Raw genomic sequence first — 20,466 nt, forward strand, 5'->3', positions numbered from 1 at the left:
GAGCGCGGCATCACGGCCAAGTTAAATCGGGGTAAGGCTTGCTTTTGACCCGTGCGACCACGGGCCGTAGGGCAAAGGCCGTCTCGCCTCTTGGCGGCGTCGCCGAAACGGCGCTAGTTACAAGTTAACAGGCGGATCATCCTCGCTCCGCCCTCTGTAGGAAACCCCGCATGTCCCTGCCGTCCCTTCGTCTCACCGCCTCGCTGGCCGCCCTCGGCGCCGCGACCGTCGTCCTGTCCGCCCCCGCGACCTCGGCCCGCGCCGACGAGGGCATGTGGACCTTCGACAACTTCCCCATCGCCACGGTGAACGAAAAGTACGGCACGAACATCGACCAGGCCTGGCTGGACCGCGTGCGCAACGCCGCCGTCCGCCTGCAGGGCTGCTCGGCCTCGCTGGTCTCGGGCGAAGGCCTGATCCTGACCAATCACCACTGTGTCGTGGGCTGCGTCCAGGACCTGTCCAGCGCCGAGAACGACTACGTCAAGAACGGCTGGATGCCCGCGACCCGCGAGGAAGAGAAGAAGTGCCCCGGCCAGACGGCCGAGATCCTGACCGACATCACCGATGTGACCGACCGGGTCGTCGGCGCCGGCGCCGGGCTTGAGGGCGCCGCCTTCGTCCAGGCCCGGGCCGCCGAGATCGACAAGATCCAGAAGGAGGTCTGCGGCGACGACCAGAAGCTGACCTGCCAGGTCATCAGCCTGTACCGCGGCGGCCAGTACAAGCTTTACAAGTTCCGCAAGTATGACGACGTGCGCCTGGTCTTTGCGCCCGAGTTCCAGGCGGCCTTCTTCGGCGGCGACCCGGACAATTTCAACTTCCCGCGCTACGCCCTGGATGCCGGTTTCCTGCGCATCTACGAGGACGGCAAGCCGGTCGCGACGCCCAACCACCTGGTGTGGAACGCCAATGCGCCCAAGGAAGGCGACGTCACCTTCGTGGCCGGCAACCCCGGCTCGACCTCGCGCCTGCTGACCATGGCCCAGTTGGAGGCCCTGCGTGACCAGCAACTGCCGCTGACCCTGATCCAGACCTCGGAACTGCGCGGTCGCCTGCTGGAGTATTCGACGACGGGTGAAGAGGCCAAACGCGTCTCGGTCGATCCGATCTTCGGCCTGGAGAACGGCTTCAAGGTCTATTACGGCCAACAGGGCGCCCTGACCGACCCGGCCTTCATGGCGACGAAGCGGACGGCCGAACAGGAACTGCGCCAGCGCGTCGCCGCCGACCCGGCCCTGGCCCAGCGCATCGGCGACCCGTGGGCCGAACTGGAGCGCGTCGCCGCCGCCCAGCGCGACCTCTACCTGCCCTACCGCCAGCTGGAAGCCGCCGCCGGCCAGCGCTCGTCACTGTACAGCTACGCCAAGTCCATCGTCCGCGCGGCCAAGGAGCGCGCCAAGCCGGTCGCCGAACGCCGCGCCGGCTATTCGGACGCCGACATCGCCTCGCTGGGCCGCCGCCTGGCGACCGAGACGCCGATCTCGAACGATCTGGAGAAGATCTATCTCGACTTCTGGCTGTCGAAGACCCGCGAATATCTGACCGTCGACAACACCGACGTGAAGGCTCTGCTGGGCAAGGAAAGCCCGGAGCAGATCGCCGAACGTCTGGTGGACGGCACCCGCCTGGCCGACCCGGCCTTCCGCGCCCAGGCCCTGGCCATGACGCCGGAACAGCTGGCCGCCTCGGGCGACCCGCTGATCGCCTTCGTCCTGGCCAATGACGATGCGGCCCAGGCGATCCGCACCCAGTGGGAATCGGCCGTGTCCGGCCCGACCAGCCGCGCCGGCGAAAAGATCGCCCAGGCCCGGTTCGCCGTCTACGGGACCAACCTCTACCCCGACGCCACCTTCAGCCTGCGCCTGTCCTACGGTCAGGTGAAGGGCTGGACCTATCGCGGCGTGACGGTGACGCCCTTCACCGAGATCGGCGGCCTGTACGAGCGCAACACCGGCGCCGAGCCGTTCAACGCCGCCGAGGACTGGATGGCGGCCGAGGGCAAGGTCAACAAGTCGACCGTCTATGACTTCGTCTCGACCAACGACATCATCGGCGGCAACTCGGGCTCGCCCGTGATCAACGCCAAGGGTGAAGTCATCGGCGCCGCCTTCGACGGCAACATCCACTCGCTGGGCGGCAGCTTCGGCTACGACGGCGAGCTGAACCGCACGGTGACGGTCTCGACCGCCGCCATCACCGAAGCCCTGCGCACCGTCTACAACCAGCCGCGCCTGCTGCGCGAGCTGGGCGTGCGGCGCTAATACCGACGCATAAGCGCCTCTCCCTCCCCCTCGGGGGAGGGGGGTCGCGAAGCGACCGGGTGGGAAGGGCTCGGCGATCCGTCACAGGACCGCGCCCTTGTCGCCCTGCCGCCCCCACCCGTCCGGCGCTGCGCGCCGGCCACCCTCCCCGGACTGGGAGGGAGAGTTCTGGAGCCCCCCATGCGCCTCGCCCTTCTCGCCTCCGCCGCCGTCCTCGCCTTCGCCTCGTCGGCCTCCGCCGAAGAAGGCATGTGGACCTTCGACAACTTCCCCGTCGCCCGCGCCAACCAGACGCTGGGAACCGACATCGACCAGGCCTTCCTGGACCGTGTCCGTCTGTCCTCGGTGAAGTTCGGCGGCTGTTCGGCGGGCGTGGTCTCGGGCCAGGGCCTGGTCATGACCAACAATCACTGCGTCGCCACCTGCGTCGCCAACCTCTCCACGCCCCAGGTCAATTACGCCGAGACCGGCTTCCTCCCGAAATCGCGCGAGGAAGAGCTGAAATGCCCCGGCGCCACCGCCGAAATCCTGACCGACATCAGCGACGTGACCGAGCGGATGCACAAGGCCGGCGCCGGGCTTGAAGGCCAGGCCTTCACCCAGGCCCGCGACGCCGAGGCCGGCCGGATCGAGAGCGAAGCCTGCGGCAACGATCCCAAGATCCGCTGCCAGGTCGTCAGCCTGTACCGGGGCGGCCAGTTCAAGCTCTACACCTACCGCAAATATTCCGACGTCCGCCTGGCCTGGGCGCCCGAGGATCGCGCCGCCACCTTCGGCGGCGATCTGGACAACTTCTCCTTCCCCCGCTTCGCCATAGATGCCGCCTTCATCCGCCTGTACGAGGATGGTGAGCCTGCGGTCACATCAACCCATTTCGCCTGGAACCCGAACAAGCCGACGCAGGGCGAGGCCGTCTTCATCTCCGGCAATCCCGGTTCGACCCAGCGCCTGCTGACCATGGACCAGCTGACCACCATCCGCGACGTGGTCCTGCCGCTGGACCAGTTGATCGCCTCCGAACTGCGCGGCCGGTTGATCCGCTATTCCGAAGAGGGCGAGGACCAGGCCTTCATCGCCATGGACCCCATCGTGGGCCTTGAGAACACCTACAAGCGCGGCCGTGGCCGGATGGCCGCCCTGATCGATCCGGCCTTCATGGCCCGCAAGGCCGAGCAGGAAACCGACTTCCGCGCCCGCGCCGCCGGGTCCGGCGTCGATCCCTGGTCAACGCTCAGCACGGTCCAGCCCGTCGCCCGTGAACTCTATCCCTCCATGGCCCTGCTGGAAGGCGGCACGGGCCTGGGCACGACCTCGGTCGCCGGCGGGTCGCAGCTGTTCGCCTGGGCCCGCACCCTGGTGCGCGGCGCCCAGGAACGCGCCAAGCCGTCGGACCAGCGCCTGCCCGAGTTCGCCGACAGCCGTCTGTCGGGCGTCGAGTCCCGCCTGTTCGCCGAACGTCCCACCTATCCCGAGCTTGAGCAGATCCGGCTGGAATGGTGGCTGTCCAAGACCCGCGAATGGCTGACGGTCGACAGCCCTTCGGTCCGCACCCTGCTGGGCAAGGAGAGCCCCGAGACCCTGTCGGCCCGACTGGTCGCCGGCACGACCCTGGCTGACCCGGCCGTGCGCCGCGCCCTGTGGACCGGCGGTCTCGCCGCCGTCCAGGCCTCGACCGATCCAATGATCCGCTACGCCCTGGCCATCGACGCCGACGCCAGCGCCGTTCGCGACGCCTGGGAGACGCGGGTCCAGGCCCCGACCGACCGCGCCTCGGAACAGCTGGCTGCCGCCCGCTTCGCCGCCTATGGCGACGCCGTCTATCCCGACGCCACCGGCACCCTGCGCCTGACCTATGGCCAGGTCGAAGGCTCCGACGTTCCCGGTCAGCGATTCGCCGCCTTCACCACCTTCGCCGGCCTGTGGGACCGCGCCACCGGCGCCGAGCCCTTCGCCGTCGCGCCCAAACTGCTGGCGGCCAAGGACCGGATCGACCCGAACGCCGTCATGGACATGGCCGTTTCGACCGACACCATCGGCGGCTCGTCGGGGTCTCCCGCCATCAATGCGAAGGGCGAGATCGTGGGCGCCAATTTCGACTCCACCGTCCTCACCCAGCGCAACGCCTACGGCTATGACCGCGCCGTCAACCGCAGCGTCATCGTCACCACCCAGGCCGTGACCGTCGCTCTGCGCGACGTCTATGGCATGGACCATCTGGTGCAGGAGCTGGGCGTTTCCAGGTGAGCGACATCGCCTTTCGCGCGGCGACGCCCGAAGACGTCGCCGCGCTCCATCCCCTGATCGAGCGCGCCTATCGCGGCGAGACGGCCAAGGCCGGCTGGACGCACGAGGCGGACCTGCTGTTCGACACCCGCACCAGCGCCGAAGAATTGTCGGCCCTGATCGCCGATCCCGACCGGGTCATTCTGCTGGCCCATCGCAACGGCGCCCCGGTCGGCTGCGTCCAGGTCGCCCGCATCGGCGACGACCGGACCTATCTCGGCCTGCTGACCGTCGAGCCGAGCCTGCAAGCCTCCGGCCTGGGCCGCCGCCTGCTGGCCGCCGCGGAGACCGAGGCCGTCGCCCGGTTCGCGGCCCGCCGCATGGAGATGACCGTCATCCACCGCCGCGCGGAACTGATCGCCTGGTACGAACGGCGCGGCTACCGCCCCACCGGCGAGACCCGCCCCTTCCCCGTCGATCCGCCTCGGCCCGAGCTGGATTTCGTGGTGCTGGAGAAGGGGCTGTAAACTCCCCTTCCTTCTCCCTTGGGGAGAAGGTGGCCCGAAGGGCCGGATGAGGGCCCGCCGGTGGGCCAGCTCGCACCGCCGCGCCCCTCACCCTTGCGCGCAAGACTGATCGCTACGCTCTCAGCCGCTCAAGCCCTCCCCGCTGGGAGAGGGATCTTCGAACGGCCCCTTGCAAAACGGACACCCATGTCCATTTATGCGCGTCATCATGTCGCGCCCCGCCCCCAAACATGTCCGTAAGGACGTCGTCCACAACCACGCCGCCCTGCTTGAGGCCGCGCGCGCGGTCTTCGCCGACCAGGGGCTGGACGCGCCGCTGGACCTGATCGCGGAAAAGGCCGGCGTCGGACGCGGCACCCTGTATCGTCATTTCGCCGACCGCACCGAACTGGCCCTGGCCGTGCTTGAGGCCGACCTCGCCGACCTGGACCGCCGCACCGCCGAACAGGGCGACGCCCCGGAAGCCTTCTTCTGGTTTCTGGACCGGCTGGCGGAAGACATGATCCGCAACGCCGGCCTGGCGGGGTTGGTCCGGAACGTGAGGTCGCCCGATGCGCTTACCCCCCTGCGGCAGAGCTTGATGGAGGCGGGCGCCGCCCCCCTCGAACGGGCCCAGGCGGCCGGTCTGGTGCGAAAGGATCTGCGGCCGATGGACATCCGCCTGATCGCCACCCTGCTGGGCGCCGGCTTCCAGGGCGCCGACGAGGCCGAGCGTCAGGCCGTGTCCCAGCGCACCCGCGTCATCATTCTGGACGGGCTGAAGCCCAGGCCGGAGGCGTCCTGATGGCTCGTCGCGCCGATCACAACTGGCATCTGCCCTGGGAGCAGTATCTCGCCACCCTGAAGCCGCACGAGCGACCCACCCTGCCCGGCTCGCCGGCCACGCCCGACCATACGGCCTGGCTGCGGTTGCAGTACGCCCTGACCGGGGTCTTGGTGGCCCTGGTCGGCAGCCTGGGCAACGCGGCCGTCACCGCCAATCTGACCAGTCTTCAGGGCTCGTTGGGGATCACGATCACCGAGGCGGCCTGGCTGCCGGTCGTCTTCGTCATGACCAACGCCTGCATGAACCTGATCCTGTTCAAGTTCCGCCAGCAATACGGCCTGCGCCTGTTCACCCAGATCTGCCTGACCGCCTTCGTCGTCACCTGCGCCGCCCACCTGGCGGTCGACAACTATGAGTCCACCCTGTTCGTCCGCGCCGTCGCAGGCATGGCGGCGGTGGGGCTCAGCACCCTGGGCTTCCTCTATATGATCCAGGCCTTCCCGGCCCAGCACCGCCTGAAGGGACTGGTGATCGGCATCGGCCTGTCCAGCTTCGCCGTCCCCATCGCCCGCCTGATCATGCCCAGCCTGCTGGAGATGAACGACTGGCGCGCCTTCTACACCTTCGAGCTGGGCATGGCGCTTCTGGCCTGGGCCGCCGTCCAGGTGCTGCGCCTGCCCCCGTCCGAGCGGCTGAAGCTGTTCGAGCCGCTGGACTTCGTCACCTTCGCCCTGTTCGCGCCGGGCGTGGCCCTGCTGGCCGCCGTCCTGGGTCTGGGCCGGATCGTCTGGTGGACCGATGCCGCCTGGATCGGCTGGGCCCTGGCCGGCGCCATCCTGCTGCTGACTGCGGCGCTGATGATCGAGTACGATCGGCGGAATCCGCTGATCAACGTCCGCTGGCTGACCGGCCCGGACATCCTACGCCTGTTCGGCGCCATCCTGCTGATCCGCATCACCCTGTCGGAACAGACCTCGGGCGCCGTGGGCTTCCTGACCGTGGTCGGCCTGGGTCCGGACCAGTTGCACGGCCTCTTCCTGCTGATCCTGCTGGCCATGATCGCCGGCACGGCGGTCAGCGCCCTGACCCTGAACATGGCCAAGCTGAACAAGCCCATCGCCATCGCCCTGGGCCTCATCGCCGTCGGCGCCTTCATCGACAGCCACGCCACCGTTCTGACCCGTCCGGCCCAGCTGTATGTCAGCCAGGCCATGATCGCCTTCGCCTCGGCCATGTTCGTCGGCCCGGCCCTGCTGATCGGCGTCGGCAAGGTGCTGCAACAGGGGGCGCGCAACATCATCAGCTTCATCGTCATGTTCAGCGTGCTTCAGAACCTGGGCGCCCTGGCCGGCAGCGCCCTGATCGGCACGATCCAGGTGGTGCGCGAAAAATTCCATTCGAACCAGCTGTCCGCCGACATCACCAGCCTGAATCCCGAGGTGGTTCTGCGCCTGCGCCAGCTGTCCGGCGCCTATGCCTCGACCATCACCGACCCGGCCCTGCTGAACGCCGAGGGCGTGGCCATGCTGACCCGTCAGGTGACGCAACAGGCCAATATCCTGGCCTATAACGACGTCTTCCTGATCATCGCCGCGGCCGCCGGCCTGGGCTGCGCCTGGGTCACGGCCGTCCATCTGCATCCGCGTTTCGAGGCGCGCCGCCAGGCGAAGCGCGCCGCCCGTTCCATGACCGCCGACCCAGCGCCCGCCGCCGCCCCGACCGCCGCCCCGACCGCCGACTGATCCCCTGAAAGCCCCCCGCACGCCGATGACCGACACGACATCCTCCCAATCCGCTCAATCTGCGCCTCCGCCTGCGTCGCCGCCCGAGCCGGACAAACGCGTCCTCTGGGCCGTGATCGCCGCGGTGGTCGCGGTCTTCGCCGTGGGCCTGGTGCTGTACGCCTGGCAGTTGCCGCCCTTCACCGGCCATGTGCAGCGGACCGACAACGCCTATGTGCGCGGCCAGGTGACGATCATCAGCCCCCAGGTCAGCGGCTATGTGGTCCAGGTCCCAGTCCAGGACTTCCAGGCCGTTCAGCAGGGCCAACTGCTGGCCCAGGTGGACGACCGCACCTATCGCCAGAAGCTGGAGCAGGCCGAGGCGGCGCTGCACTCCGCCCAGGCGGCCCTGTCCAACTCGACCCAGAGCCAGGCCTCGGCCCGCGGCGCGGTGGCGCAACAGCGCGCCGGCATCGCCGCCGCCCAGGCCGCCCTGACCCGCGCCCAGGCCGACGCCGACCGCGCCCGCACCCTGAAGGCCGGGGGCTGGGTGTCGCAATCCAATGTGGACATCGCCGTCGCCGCCCTGCGCAGCGCCCAGGCCCAGCTGGCCCAGGCCCAGGCCGGCGAAGGCGTGGCCCAGACGGGCGTCACCTCGGCCGTGGTCAACCGCGACAGTCTGGCCGCCGCCGTCGAGAACGCCCAGGCCGCCGTCCGCCTGGCCCAGATCGACCTGGCCAACACCCGCATCACCGCCCCCCGCCCCGGCCGCCTGGGCGAGGTCGGCGTGCGCCAGGGCCAGTATGTCACCGCCGGAACCCAGCTGATGGGCCTGGTGCCCGACGTCGTCTGGGTCACGGCCAATATGAAGGAGACCCAGATGCGCGACATCCGCATCGGTCAGCCGGTCGAGATCGCAGTCGATTCCCTGGGCGGCCGGACCCTGCGCGGGCGCGTCGAACGCATCGCCCCCGCCGCCGGCAGCGAGTTCAGCGTCATCCGCCCCGACAACGCCACCGGCAACTTCACCAAGGTCGCCCAACGTATCCCGGTCCGCATCCGCATCGAGCCGGGGCAGGCGGGCGTGGAGCGTCTCGCGCCGGGGATGTCGGTGGTGGCGAAGGTGGATACGGGCGGCTGACGGAACCCTCCCCCTCCCCCCGCGCTCATCTCCCAGCAAGGGAGATCCTGATGGACCGTGAACAGACCAAGGGCCGGGAGAAGAACGGCGCGGACCCGGCGGGCAAGCCCGACGGCCTGACCTCCGACGCCGATGTGAAGAAGGTCGGTCAGCAGGAGCGCCGCAGCGCGGGACCGGACGGTCCGGACGCGGCGGAGATTGGCGACACCTTCAAGCGTAAGCCCTGAACCGCCGCCGCGCGCGCCCTCACCCCAGGCGGGGCGACAAACGGGCCGCCAGCAGATGCACGTCGTGGGCCCGCATCCGCTCGAAATTGCCCAGGCCCAGGGCGAGAGCGCGCATCACCTCGGTCTGGCGCGTCTGTTCGGGATGTTCCGGCAGGGACGCCTCCGCCCGCGCCAGTTCCGCATCCAGTTCGGCCATCATATCGGCCAGGACTCCGTCGTTCATCTGTTCCTCCGTCACGCCGCCGACCGCCGCCATCGGTTAAAGCACGAATGGAACAAATCATGAACATGCTGACGCATCACAGCTGTGGACGACCGCAGTCACGGCCACCGGGCTCGGCGCCTCATGCTCAGACGAACGCCGGCGACCGTGAGGCCGCCGGCGCTTGTCATCGTCAAAGCCGTCCCCCGCCCGGGCGAGGAACGGGGGTCGATCAGCTGTCGGCCTGCCAGCCGCCGGCGAGGGCGCGGAACAGGGCGATCTGGTAGGTGGTGACCAGGGCGTCCGACTGGGCCAGGGCGGCGTCGGCGGCCGCCTGGGTCCGTTCGGCGTCCAGCACCAGCAGGAAGCTGTCGGCGCCGGCGTTGAAGCGCTGACGCGACAGGTTGGCGGCGCGGGCGGCCTGATCGCGCGCCTCGGTCAGGGCCGCGCGGCGGTCCAGTTCGTTGGCGTAGTTGCTGAGCGCCGTCTCGGTCTCCTGCAGGGCCGTCAGCACCGTCTGGTCGAAGGTTGCGAGGGCCGCGTCGGAGCGGGCGTCGGCGGCCTTGATCTGGGCGCGGGCGGCGAAGACGTTGGGGAAGGACCAGCTGATCAGCGGACCGAAGCTGAACCGGAAGTTCTGGTCGTCACCCAGTTCGCCCGAGTCCTGGGCCGTCGAGCCGAGAGAGCCGCCCAGGCTGATCTGCGGATACAGATTGGCGGTCGCCACGTTCACGCGGGCCGCGGCGGCGGCGAGGTTCGCCTCGGCCTGGCGCACGTCAGGACGTCGCGCCAGGAGGGCCGCGCCGTCGCCGACCGGGATCGGCTGGCTGAGCTGCGGCGGCCGGACGCAGGCCGCGGCGGCCTGGCTGGCCTCGGCCGGTGTCACGCCCGTCAGGGTCGCCAGACGGTACAGGGCTTCGTTGCGCGAGGCGCGCAGCGTCGGCAGGGTCGCCGCCGTCTGGGCCAGGGCCGCGCGGGCGCTGGCCACGTCCAGGCCGGTGCCCGCCCCGCCGTCGAGCAGGGTCTGTGTCAGCTGAGCCGTATTGCGTTGCAGCCCCAGCGTCCGTTCGGCCACCGCGATCTGGGCGTTGGCCGAGCAGGCGTCGGCATAGGCGCGGGCGGTCTCGGCCGCGACCGAGACCTGGACCGTGGCCAGGGCGGCCTCGGCCGCGCGGGCGTCGGCGCTGGCGGCGCGGATGGTCGATTCCACCCGGCCGAACAGATCGACCTCGTAGCTGGCCGACAGACCGACGTCATAGGTGTCGATCTCGGGCGCCTTGCCGTCCGCCTCCAGAACCGAGGAGGTGGCCGCCGAGGCGCGGCTGCGCTGGGCCTGGGCGCTGGTGGTCGTGGTCGGGAACCGGCCCACGCGCGCCTCGGACAGCGACGCCCGAACCGCGCGCAGGTTGGCGAAGGCCGCCTCCAGCTCGTTGTTCTCGGCGAAGGCCTGACGGATCAGGCCGTCCAGGGTCGGATCGTCGTACAGCCGCCACCAGTCGTCTCGCGCCTGGGCGGTCGAGACCGTGGTCGAGGCGGAGCCGACGAAGGCGCCCGTCCCGGCCACAGGCAGATCGGCGGCAGGCGCCTGGGGCCCAACCGCGCAGGCGGCCAGCAGGGCGCCGGATGCTGCGGCGGTCAGGAAGCTGAGGGTCTTGGTGCGGGTCATCAGAAGTCCCCTCCCCGCCCGGCGGCCGGAGCCGGCGCATCGGGATCGGTCAGGCTGGAAGTTTGATCGTAGCGGACGGCTTCGGTGACGTTCGACTTCGGCGTCGGCTTCTTGCCTTGCGGCAGTTTGGACGACAGCCAGCGGGTCACGACATAGAAGACCGGCGTGAAGATCAGGCCGAAGAAGGTCACGCCCAACATGCCGGAGAAGACCGCCGTGCCGAGCGACTGGCGCATTTCGGCGCCCGGCCCGGTCGCCAGCATCAGCGGCACGACGCCGAGGATGAAGGCGAAGGAGGTCATCAGGATCGGACGCAGGCGGGTCCGGGCCGCAGCCACGGCTGCATCGAACCGGTTCATGCCCTCGTCCTCTTCCGCCTGTTTGGCGAACTCGACGATCAGGATGGCGTTCTTGGCCGCAAGGGCGATCAGCACCACCAGACCGATCTGGACCAGGATGTTGTTGTCCAGGCCCCGCAGATTCACCCCGATCATGGCCGCCAGCAGGCACATGGGCACGATCAGGATGACCGCCAGCGGAAGCGTGAAGGCTTCATACTGGGCCGCCAGCACCAGGAAGACGAAGACCACGGCCATCAGGAAGATCATGGTCGTGCCGGAACCCGCCGCCTTCTGCTGGTAGGCCAGTTCGGTCCACTCGTAGCTGAAGCCTTGCGGCAGGGTGCTGGTCGCCATCTGCTCCATGACGCCCAGCGCCTGGCCGGAAGACACGCCCATGGCCGGGTTGCCCTGAAGCTCGGACGCCGGGAACAGGTTGTAGCGGACGATCCGGGACGGACCCGAGTCATTGACCAGGTTCGCCACCGAACCAATCGGCACCATGGCCCCGCTGGACGAGCGGGTCTTCAGGTTGGCGATGTCGGCGATGTCGTCGCGGTACTGGGGCTCGGCCTGCGCCGTCACCCGATAGGTGCGGCCCAGCATGTTGAAGTCGTTCACATAGGACGAGCCCAGATAGACCCCCAGGGTGTCGAACACCGCGCCGGGCTGGACGCCCATCATCAGCGCCTTGTCACGATCCACGTCGGCCGAGATGCGCGGCGAGCCGGTGTTGTAGGTCGAGAAGACCTGGCTCACCTGATCCGGGGCCTGGGCGGCGGCGCCCATCATGGCGAAGGTCGCCCCCTCCAGCGCGCGGTAGCCGGCGCCCGAGGTGTCCTGGATCATCATCTTGAAGCCGTTGCCGTTGCCCAGACCCTGGACCGCCGGCGGAGCGATGACGAAGATCTGCGCGTCCTCGATCTGACCCGTGGCCTGGGTGATGGCCCCGGCCAGGGCGGCGGCGGCCTCTTCCTTGGTCCGGTCCTCGAACGGGCTCAGACGCACGAAGATGGTGGCGGCGTTGGAGCCGAACGAGAAGCTGGCGCCGTCGAGACCCGCGAAGGCCACAGTGCCGTCCACACCACCCGTATCCTGGATGATCTTGCTGGCGCGCTGCATCACCGCCTCGGTGCGGTCCAGCGAAGCGCCGGCCGGAAGCTGGATGACGCCGATCAGGAAGCCCTGATCCTGCTCGGGGATGAAGCCCGAGGGCGTGTCGACCAGACGCCAGGCGGTCAGGCCCAGCAGACCGGCGTAGATGATCAGAACCAGACCCACGGTGCGCACCAGGCGCGCCGTCAGACGGCCATAGCGATCCGACAGCCAGTCGAAGCCCTCGTTGAACTTCCGGCCGGCCCAGCCGCCGTAATAGACGACCGAACCCAGGACGCCCGGCTTGCGCACGTTCTCGTGGTCCTTCCTGTGCGGCTTCAGCAGCAGGGCGGCCATGGCCGGCGACAGGGTCAGCGACACGAACAGCGAGATCACCGAGGCCGAGGCGATGACCACGGCGAACTGGCGATAGAAGATGCCGGGGATGCCGGGCACGAACATCGTCGGAATGAACACCGAGATCAGCACCAGGCCGATGGCGATAAGGGCTCCGGAGACCTCCTGCATCGAGCGGTAGGCGGCCTCCTTTGGAGTCAGCCCCTCGCTGATGGCCCGCTCCACATTCTCGACCACGACGATGGCGTCATCGACGACGATGCCGACGGCGAGGACGAGCGCGAACAGAGACAGGGAGTTGATCGAATAGCCCAGGGCCAGCTGCACCGCGAAGGTGCCGACCAGGGCGACCGGGATGGCCACGATCGGGATGATCGCCGCCCGCCAGGTCTGAAGGAAGATCATGACCACGATCACGACTAGGATGACGGCCTCGATCAGGGTGTGCTGAACCGACTCCACCGAGGCGGCGACGAACTCGGTCGGATTATAGGGCACGGACAGGTCCATGCCGGCAGGCAGTTCGGCCTTGACGGCCTCGACCTCGGCCAAGACGCGTTCGGCGGTGCCCAGGGCGTTGGCCCCCGGTTGCTGGACGACGGCCAGGCCGACGCCGCGTTGGCCGTCGAAGAAGCCGCGGATGCCGTAATCTTGGGCGCCCAGTTCGATCCGAGCCACGTCGCGCAGATAGGTGACGCGGCCCTGGCTGTCGGTTTTCAGGACGACGTTGGAGAACTGGTCGGGATCGGTCAGACGACCTTCAACCTGAATCGGCAGTTGGAAGGCCGAGGCGCTGTTGGGGAACGGCGGCTGGCCGATCGAGCCGGCGGCGGCCTGGACGTTCTGGGCCCGCAGGGCGGCGACGATATCCGGGCCGGTCAGGCCGCGCTCGGCCGCCTTGGCCGGGTCGATCCAGATCCGCATCGAATAGTTGCCGCCGCCGAAGACCTGGACCGCACCCACGCCCTCGAGCCGCAGCAGACGGTCCCGCAGCGTCGAATTGCCGTAGTTGCCGACATAGTCGTTGCTGAGCGAGCCGTCGGGCGAGGTCAGACCCAGCACCATCAGGAAGCCGCTCTCGGCCTTGTTGACCACGACGCCGGTCTGGCGGACCGCGTCGGGAAGACGGGGTTCAGCCAGCGAGACGCGGTTCTGGACCAGCACCTGCGCGGCGTCGAGATCCGTGCCGGGCTGGAAGGTGACGGTGATGGCCACCGCGCCGTCCGAGGTGGACGAGGAGGTGATGTAAAGCATGTCCTCGACGCCGTTCACCTCCTGCTCGATGGGAGCGGCGACGGTTTCGGCCAGGGTCTCGGCCGAGGCGCCCGGATAGGAGGCGTTGATGGTGATCGTGGGCGGCGCGATCTCCGGATACTGCGACAGGGGCAGCAGCGGATAGGCGAAGACGCCGATGATGGTGATCACCACCGCAATCACGGCCGCGAAGATCGGCCGGTCGATGAAGAAGCGGGATATGTTCATGGCTTAGTCGCCGGTGGAGAGGCTGTTGGCGAACGAGCCGGTCGAGGCCGGAGCCGCCTGGGTGACCGGGGCGTCCGACGCCTGTTCGGCGACGGGAGCGATGCGGCCGTTCTTGGGCGTGACCTTGGAGCCCGGCTGGGCGGCGCGCTGGAGACCGGCGATGATCACGCGGTCGGTCGGGGCCAGACCCGACTTGATGACGCGCAGCCCCTGGACGATCGGACCCAGCTGGACGGCCTTGGCCGTGACCGAGCCGTCGGCGTTGACGACCGAGACGACGCGGCGCGACTGATCGGTGCCGATGGCGGTGTCCGGCACCAGCAGGGCGTCGTAGGAGCCGGCGCCCGCGACCTGGGCGCGGCCGAACAGGCCGGGACGCAGGAAGCCGTCGCCGTTCGGCACGATGGCGCGCATGCGGATGACGCCTGACGAGGTGTCCAGCGCATTGTCCGAGAAGTCCAGGCGACCGGTGCGGGTGAAGCCGCTCTCGTCCTGCAGGCGGATGCGGACCGGGGCGCCGTTGGCGGCGCCGCCGTCACGCAGATATTTCAGCAGGACCGCTTCCGACCCGTCGAAGACGAAGTGGATCGGGCCGCCCGAAATGATGGTGGTCAGGATGTCGCCCGCCGAGGAGCCGCCGGCGATCAGGTTGCCGGGATCGACGCGGCGATCGGAAACGCGGCCCGAGGTCGGCGCTGTGACTCGCGTATATTCCAGATTCAGCCGCGCCGTGCGCACGGCGGCGTTGGCGGCGGCGATATTGGCGGCGGCTGCATCAACGGCGGCCTTGTTGGAATCATATTCGGCCTTGGACACCGCCTGCGAGGCCAGCAGGGTCTCGCTGCGGGCCAGGTTGGCGCGGGCCAGGGTCAGTTGCGACTGCATCTGAGCGACCTGGGCCTGGGCCTGGGCCAGAGCGGCCTGGGCCGGACGCGGGTCCAGGGTAAACAGCAGTTGCCCCTTCTGGACCATCTGGCCGTCGCGGAAGTGGACGGCCTGGACATAGCCGCCGACCCGCGCCCGCACGTCGACGCTCTCGACCGCCTCGAAGCGGCCCGTAAACTCGTCCCAGTCCACCACCTTCTGCTGCAGCGGCGTGGCCACCGTCACCGGCGGGGCGCCGGGCGCCTGGCCTTCGGCCTTGGGGGAACATCCATATAGCGCGCCCGTCACCATGACGGACACGGCCGCAATCTTCAGCCCGCGCATCTGCGCAATCTCCCTGTCGGAGGTAAATCCCTGTCGTGCGGACAGAGGCCGATGGGGAGTCGGCCGTTGTCAACGCGTGGTGACTTAATGATGGGCGTCGTGGCGCTTGTCAACACGCGTTGACAAAGCCATATGGTGTCTACGGTTATTGTTCTGTGGAGTGTCATCCCCTTGTTATGTCCCGGCCCACGCCCGAGGAACGCCGCTGCGACGCGCACGGCCATTCTCGACGCAGCACGCGAAAGATTCGCGGCCGAGAGCTATGACGACGTGGGCATGCGCGACATCGCCCGCGACGTCGGCGTCGATGCGGCCCTGATCAGCCGGTATTTCGGATCCAAGGACGATCTGTTCCTGGCGGCGCTGGACAGCTGCGGCGACGGCAGCGCCCTGATGTCGGGCGAGAAATCCGATTTCGGCCGGCGCGTGGCCCATGAGATCGTGTTCGAACCCAAGAAGGCCGAGAAGCTCAAGGGCATGTCGATCATGCTGCGCTCCATCGGCTCGGCCAAGGCGGCGGACATGGTGCAGACCACCTGCACGGCCCGTTTCTTTGGCCCCCTGGAAGACTGGCTCAGCGGCCCGGACGCCACGGTGCGGGCGCGGCTGCTGGCGGGATTCATCATGGGCATGTCGGTCAGCCGCGAACTGGGCGGCGGCAGTTTCAATATCGAGCCGGCCGAATGCGAGGTGATGCGCGACCGACTGGCGCCGATCCTTCAGTCCCTGATCGACGGCTGATCACGCCCCCGAAATGAAGGAGGGCGCGGAGGTCGCCCTCCGCGCCCTTTGTCTTGTCCGACGACCGGGCCTTAGTGCGAGGCGACCGTGGTCACTTCCGCCTTGGCCTTGGTGCGGGCGCAGGCGATGGCGAAGACGGTCAGGCCGACATAGCCCGCCATCGGCACCAGGAAGGCCGGCTGAAGGGCGCCGGCGGCGTCGGCGATGCGCGCCGCCACCTGCGGCAGCAGGGCGCCGCCGATGATGCCGAAGACCAGCAGGCCCGAGGTCGCCGAGGTCGGCGCCGTGGACCGCTCCAGCGTCAGGGTGAAGATGGTCGGGAACATGATCGAGTTGAACAGGCCGATCGACAGGACCGCATAGGCCGCCGTCGGTCCGCCGATCTGGCTGACCAGCAGGCAGAGCGTGGCCGCAGCGACGGTGCAGCAGGCCAGGACCACGCCGGGCGACACGCGCGACAGCACCCACGAGCCGATGAACCGGCCGACCATGGCGCCGCCCCAGTAGAGGGCGACCATCTTGCCCGCCGTCTCGATCGGGGCGTTCAGGATATCGGGGCTTTCCAGGAAGTTGGTCAGCATGCCGCCGATGGCCACTTCCGAACCGACATAGAGGAAGATCGCCAGGGCGCCGAAGATCGCCCAGGGCGAGGACAGGGCCTTCAGCGGCGAGACCGCCTCGGTCGCGGCCGGGGCCGCCACATTGATCTTCTTGCGGGCCGTGAAGATGAAGAAGGCCACGACGGCGAAGAAGGCGCCCATGCCCAGGAAGGCCATGTCGATGCTGCGCAGCGACTGGGTGCGGGTCGCGGCCGTGACCACGGCGCCGGCGGCGAAGACGCCCCCCGTCAGCAGCACGTGCGACCCCAGCCACGGTCCGACCGTGGTGCCCAGGGAGTTGAAGGCCTGCGACAGGTTCAGACGGCTGGACGCGCCCTTGCGGCTGCCCAGTTCGGCGACCAGCGGATTGGCCGCGACCTGAAGCAGGGTGACGCCCGAGGCGATCACGAACAGGGCGATCAGCACGCCGGGGTACCAGTCGGCGGCCGTGGCGGCCGGCACGATCAGACAGCCCGCCACCATGACCACCAGGGCGCCGATGATCGAACGGCTGTAGCCCAGCCGGCCCAGCACCGCCGCCGCCGGCAGGGACATCAGCCCATAGGCGATGAACCAGGCGAAGGTGGTCAGAAAGGCCTCGGCGTTGTTCAGATCGAACACCCGCTTCACCGCCGCGATCAGCGGATCGATCAGCGAGGTGGCGAAGCCCCAGGCGAAGAAGAGCGTGGTGACATAGGCGAAGGCCAGGGTCGTACCCTGGCGCTTGGCGGCCTCTGGAGCGGACATGAATTCCCCCTGCGGATAGAACTAAGGACGGCCGCGCTTTCCCCGCGCGGTTCTGGTCGCCTTGGTTCGGGCATCGCGGACGCGCCGTCCAGCGGAAAAACACAGGCTGTAACCAAACTTGGGCGGCGGCGACCAGCGGCGGGGGCGATAGGCCAGGGCCAAAAAGAAAGGGCCGCCTCGTTTCCGGGGCGGCCCAAGTTTGCTCAGGGGAGAAATCAGAAGCGGTAGTTCATGCCCACCGCGAAGGTCCGGCCGTAGCTCTGATAATCGATGGTCCGGCGCTCATCGCCGTTCTCGAAGGTCTTGAACGGCTCGTCGGTCAGGTTGTTGACCTGGGCCAGGATGGACAGGCCTTCCAGCGGACCCGACTGGAACTCGTAGCCGACCTGCGCGTCCACGACGGTTTCCGCCGCGACCGAGCGCAGGGTGCGGCCGTTGCCGAAGCCGGCGACCTCGCCCAGATAATCCGACCGGTAGCGCGCCGAGACACGCCCCTGGAAGCCGTAGCGCTCATAATAGAGCGTGCCGTTCATGACGGTTTCCGACAGGCCCGGCATGGTGGTCGGGGCCTGGGTCGGATCCGGCTGAACCTCGCTGTCCGTCTGTGACGCGCTGAACAGGCCGCCGAAGCCTTCCAGGGCCGGATGGATGATGTCGAAGGGCGCGGAGATCGCAAACTCCAGACCCTGGATCCAGCCGCCTTCGCCGTTGTCCGGCGCACCAACCAGACCTTGACGCAGCGCAGGCTCGGGATTGGTCGGCGTGATCAGGCCGATCGGATAGCCGGTGAAGTCGAAGATCTGGTTCCGATTGTAAACATAGGTCTCGAGGTGCTTGTAGAAGGCGGCCAGCGAGACATAGCCCTTGCGGTTGGCGAAATATTTCTCGAACGAAACATCGACCACGTCGGCGATATAGGGCTTGAGCTCCGGATTGCCGCCACCGCCGCTCCACGGCGAACGATTGACGTCCGTCGACTGGTTCAGGCTCGTGTTGTAGCTGTAGTTTCGTGAAGCGCGCATGTCGTCCATGCGCGGGCGCGCCAGGGTGCGGGCGACCGCGAAACGGGCGAACACGTCGTCGCCGACTTCCAGGATGAAGTTCGAGCTGGGCAGGATTTCCAGATATTCGACGCCGCCACTGACGGCGACGGTTTCCGACACGCCGGGACCGACCTGACGCGCCGAGAAGCCGGTCGAGCTCTGATCGGTGTAGACGAACTGCATGCCGACGTTGCCGGTCAGCGGCAGGCCGAACAGATCGTGGTCGATGTTGGCGCGGACATAGGCGGTCGAGACCTTTTCCGTCACTTCCCAGTTGCCGGCGGCGACGTCGGCGTTGGGATTGCGCACCAGATCCAGCAGACCACTGTTGACTACGCCCAGGGCGTCGTAGCTGAGCACCTGCGAGATGCCGAGGTAGCCCAGGTCGGTCGGATCCAGCAGGTATTCCGACGGAACGAACAGGTCGCCGCCGCCGGGGACGCCGATGTAATACTGGTCGTTGACGAAGCTCTTGCTGCGTTCCGAGTAGTTCACGCCGAAGTCGATCGACTTGAACGGGCTCTGGTGCAGGGTGCGGTTTGCGGTGAGACGGGCGGCCTTGATCTCGTCCTCGATGGACGGGGTGTTCATATAGCCGACCTGGCCGCCGGGAATGACGTCCGAGCCCCAGCCCTGGGCCGAGGTAATGCGGATCAGGGTCGAATCGGCGTAGTCTAGCTGGCTGGTGAAGCGGGTGACGCCGTCATCGGTCAGTTCGAAGCCCAGAGTGTCCAGCGCCCCATTGATGTTGCGGCCCGTCCCGGCGTTGGTTTCCAGGATGATGTCGTTCCGCTCGACCTTCGAATAGTTGACGTCCAGACCCAGGGTCCAGTCGTCGTTGGCGACGAACTCGGTGTTCCAGCCCAGGGCCGTGATGTTGCTGTCGCGCTTGTTCAGGTCGTTGCGGACGACGCCCTTGATGTTGTCCCAGGTGCCGGCGACGATCATGCCGTCTTCGACTGTGTATCCGGGGCGCAGCGACGGCGCCGGGCGGCAGAGCGCCGACGGCACGTTCACGGTGCAGTCCCCGGCCGAACCGCCCCAAGCCAGCGGGAACTCGATGCCACGCAGAACCTGGGTGTTCTTGAACTCGGAATAGAAGGCGTCGATCGTCGAGTGGATGCGGTCGTTCGGACGCCATTCCAGCACGCCCATATAACCGTCGCGCTCCAGCTCCGACGACATGACATAGGGTTTGACGCCGCCGGTCAGCAGATTGCCGTCGCTATAGGTCGGATAGCCCCAGCTGTTGAACCGCTCGGACTGATAGGGCGAGCTCATGTGGGCGTAGCCCAGAGCGACGCCCAGGGTCCCGTCCATGAACTGGTCGATGTAGGAGAGGGTGTAGCGGTCGCCGCTGTCGGTCGTGCCCGAGTTCAGGGCGCCGATGTCGTTCCATTCGTGGCGATAGTTCACCGCGATGGCCTGACGGCCATAGGCCAGGGGCCGGACGGTGCGCAGGTCGACGGTGCCGGCCAGGCCCTGGCCGATCAGGGCCGAATCCGGGGTCTTGTAGACCACGACGCTGCCCAGCAGTTCCGAGGGGAACTGGTCGAACTCGACACCGCGGTTGTCGCCGGTCGTGACCAACTCGCGGCCGTTCAGCAGGGCGGTGGTGAAGTCGGGGCCGAGGCCGCGGATCGAGATGGCCTGGCTGCGGCCGTCGAGGCGCTGCGAGGTCACGCCCGGCAGGCGGGCCAGGGATTCGGCGATGGAGACGTCGGGAAGCTTGCCGATGTCCTCGGCCGAAATGACTTCCACGATAGAGGTATTGTTGGCCTTGGCCGAGATCGAGGCTTCGATGGCGCGACGAATGCCGGTGACGACGATTTCGCCGACTTCCGCAGGCTGTTCGTCGGCCTGGGTCGTCGCCGCGGCGGATTGCGCCTGGGCGCTGCTGACGGCCACGAGCGCGGCGGCGCCGAATGCGGCGCCCGACAGCAGGCGCACGCGCCGATTAAGACGTTGAGACATTGTCATCCTCCCTGGGGCTGCCGCGATTCTGAATGTCGCAGCCGAAGCCTTCGCAAAAATATGCAAACATCTGGCATTCTTGCAAGCAGTTAATGCGAGGGGCGTAATTTCGCCGCACCCGAACCACCGCAAACAGCCCGTAAA

General features: G+C 68.2%; 14 protein-coding genes. 8 read left to right on the forward strand and 6 right to left on the reverse strand.

The features are described 5' to 3' along the window. The first annotated feature begins 170 nt into the window (after nt 1-170). From AC1RSI_RS04735 to AC1RSI_RS04765, 7 genes are all read left to right on the forward strand, one after another. Nucleotides 171-2,264 (forward strand): S46 family peptidase, encoded by a 2,094-nt coding sequence (locus tag AC1RSI_RS04735; protein WP_154726593.1) that lies wholly within the window; start codon nt 171-173, stop codon nt 2,262-2,264. Nucleotides 2,265-2,444: 180 nt separating this feature from the next. After that, a complete protein-coding gene (locus AC1RSI_RS04740) occupies nt 2,445-4,508 on the forward strand; it encodes a S46 family peptidase (protein ID WP_154726594.1) in 2,064 nt (687 codons plus the stop codon). Further along, nucleotides 4,505-5,014, forward strand: a complete 510-nt coding sequence (locus tag AC1RSI_RS04745) for a GNAT family N-acetyltransferase (protein WP_035310884.1) — start codon at nt 4,505-4,507, stop codon at nt 5,012-5,014. The genes AC1RSI_RS04740 and AC1RSI_RS04745 overlap by 4 nt, the downstream gene beginning before the upstream one ends. Before the next feature lie 208 nt (nt 5,015-5,222). After that, complete coding sequence (locus tag AC1RSI_RS04750; RefSeq protein WP_008261319.1) at nt 5,223-5,798, forward strand: TetR/AcrR family transcriptional regulator; 576 nt, start codon at nt 5,223-5,225, stop codon at nt 5,796-5,798. Next, on the forward strand, nt 5,798-7,522 hold the full coding sequence (locus AC1RSI_RS04755) for an efflux MFS transporter permease (RefSeq protein WP_447941586.1): 1,725 nt from the start codon (nt 5,798-5,800) through the stop codon (nt 7,520-7,522). Before AC1RSI_RS04750 ends, AC1RSI_RS04755 begins: the two co-directional genes overlap by 1 nt. A 25-nt stretch (nt 7,523-7,547) precedes the next feature. Beyond that, on the forward strand, nt 7,548-8,642 hold the full coding sequence (locus AC1RSI_RS04760; RefSeq protein ID WP_230307590.1) for an HlyD family secretion protein: 1,095 nt from the start codon (nt 7,548-7,550) through the stop codon (nt 8,640-8,642). A gap of 50 nt (nt 8,643-8,692) precedes the next feature. Then, on the forward strand, nt 8,693-8,869 hold the full coding sequence (locus AC1RSI_RS04765) for a hypothetical protein (protein WP_183196064.1): 177 nt from the start codon (nt 8,693-8,695) through the stop codon (nt 8,867-8,869). Nucleotides 8,870-8,888: 19 nt separating this feature from the next. Here AC1RSI_RS04765 and AC1RSI_RS04770 read toward each other — a convergent pair whose 3' ends face one another. From AC1RSI_RS04770 to AC1RSI_RS04785, 4 genes are all read right to left on the reverse strand, one after another. Next, entirely contained in the window at nt 8,889-9,092 is a 204-nt protein-coding gene (locus AC1RSI_RS04770; RefSeq protein WP_230307588.1) for a hypothetical protein, read from the reverse strand. A gap of 211 nt (nt 9,093-9,303) precedes the next feature. Further along, nucleotides 9,304-10,737 (reverse strand): efflux transporter outer membrane subunit, encoded by a 1,434-nt coding sequence (locus AC1RSI_RS04775; RefSeq protein ID WP_154725840.1) that lies wholly within the window; start codon nt 10,735-10,737, stop codon nt 9,304-9,306. Further along, nucleotides 10,737-14,009, reverse strand: a complete 3,273-nt coding sequence (locus AC1RSI_RS04780) for an efflux RND transporter permease subunit (protein WP_154725841.1) — start codon at nt 14,007-14,009, stop codon at nt 10,737-10,739. Before AC1RSI_RS04780 ends, AC1RSI_RS04775 begins: the two co-directional genes overlap by 1 nt. Before the next feature lie 3 nt (nt 14,010-14,012). After that, nucleotides 14,013-15,218 carry an efflux RND transporter periplasmic adaptor subunit gene (locus tag AC1RSI_RS04785; protein ID WP_008260475.1) on the reverse strand — a complete coding sequence of 402 codons (1,206 nt, stop codon included), beginning with the start codon at nt 15,216-15,218 and terminating at the stop codon, nt 14,013-14,015. 132 nt (nt 15,219-15,350) lie between these two features. Here AC1RSI_RS04785 and AC1RSI_RS04790 point away from each other — a divergent pair, with 132 nt between their 5' ends. After that, nucleotides 15,351-15,959 (forward strand): TetR/AcrR family transcriptional regulator, encoded by a 609-nt coding sequence (locus AC1RSI_RS04790; protein WP_196066350.1) that lies wholly within the window; start codon nt 15,351-15,353, stop codon nt 15,957-15,959. A gap of 71 nt (nt 15,960-16,030) precedes the next feature. Here AC1RSI_RS04790 and AC1RSI_RS04795 read toward each other — a convergent pair whose 3' ends face one another. Continuing rightward, on the reverse strand, nt 16,031-17,305 hold the full coding sequence (locus tag AC1RSI_RS04795) for a sugar MFS transporter (RefSeq protein WP_154725842.1): 1,275 nt from the start codon (nt 17,303-17,305) through the stop codon (nt 16,031-16,033). Between the two features lie 215 nt (nt 17,306-17,520). Next, nucleotides 17,521-20,322 (reverse strand): TonB-dependent receptor, encoded by a 2,802-nt coding sequence (locus tag AC1RSI_RS04800; protein ID WP_197019711.1) that lies wholly within the window; start codon nt 20,320-20,322, stop codon nt 17,521-17,523. Nucleotides 20,323-20,466: the final 144 nt, after the last annotated feature.

Source organism: Brevundimonas sp. GW821-FHT10E09 (assembly GCF_058809375.1).

Coding starts and splice junctions, on each gene's coding strand:
- AC1RSI_RS04755 (WP_447941586.1), top strand. CDS start 5,798: ATGGCTCGTCGCGCCGATCACAACTGGCATCTGCCCTGGGAGCAGTAT.
- AC1RSI_RS04740 (WP_154726594.1), top strand. CDS start 2,445: ATGCGCCTCGCCCTTCTCGCCTCCGCCGCCGTCCTCGCCTTCGCCTCG.
- AC1RSI_RS04770 (WP_230307588.1), bottom strand. CDS start 9,092: ATGAACGACGGAGTCCTGGCCGATATGATGGCCGAACTGGATGCGGAA.
- AC1RSI_RS04785 (WP_008260475.1), bottom strand. CDS start 15,218: ATGCGCGGGCTGAAGATTGCGGCCGTGTCCGTCATGGTGACGGGCGCG.
- AC1RSI_RS04795 (WP_154725842.1), bottom strand. CDS start 17,305: ATGTCCGCTCCAGAGGCCGCCAAGCGCCAGGGTACGACCCTGGCCTTC.
- AC1RSI_RS04735 (WP_154726593.1), top strand. CDS start 171: ATGTCCCTGCCGTCCCTTCGTCTCACCGCCTCGCTGGCCGCCCTCGGC.
- AC1RSI_RS04780 (WP_154725841.1), bottom strand. CDS start 14,009: ATGAACATATCCCGCTTCTTCATCGACCGGCCGATCTTCGCGGCCGTG.
- AC1RSI_RS04765 (WP_183196064.1), top strand. CDS start 8,693: ATGGACCGTGAACAGACCAAGGGCCGGGAGAAGAACGGCGCGGACCCG.
- AC1RSI_RS04750 (WP_008261319.1), top strand. CDS start 5,223: ATGTCGCGCCCCGCCCCCAAACATGTCCGTAAGGACGTCGTCCACAAC.
- AC1RSI_RS04760 (WP_230307590.1), top strand. CDS start 7,548: ATGACCGACACGACATCCTCCCAATCCGCTCAATCTGCGCCTCCGCCT.
- AC1RSI_RS04800 (WP_197019711.1), bottom strand. CDS start 20,322: ATGTCTCAACGTCTTAATCGGCGCGTGCGCCTGCTGTCGGGCGCCGCA.
- AC1RSI_RS04775 (WP_154725840.1), bottom strand. CDS start 10,737: ATGACCCGCACCAAGACCCTCAGCTTCCTGACCGCCGCAGCATCCGGC.
- AC1RSI_RS04790 (WP_196066350.1), top strand. CDS start 15,351: ATGGTGTCTACGGTTATTGTTCTGTGGAGTGTCATCCCCTTGTTATGT.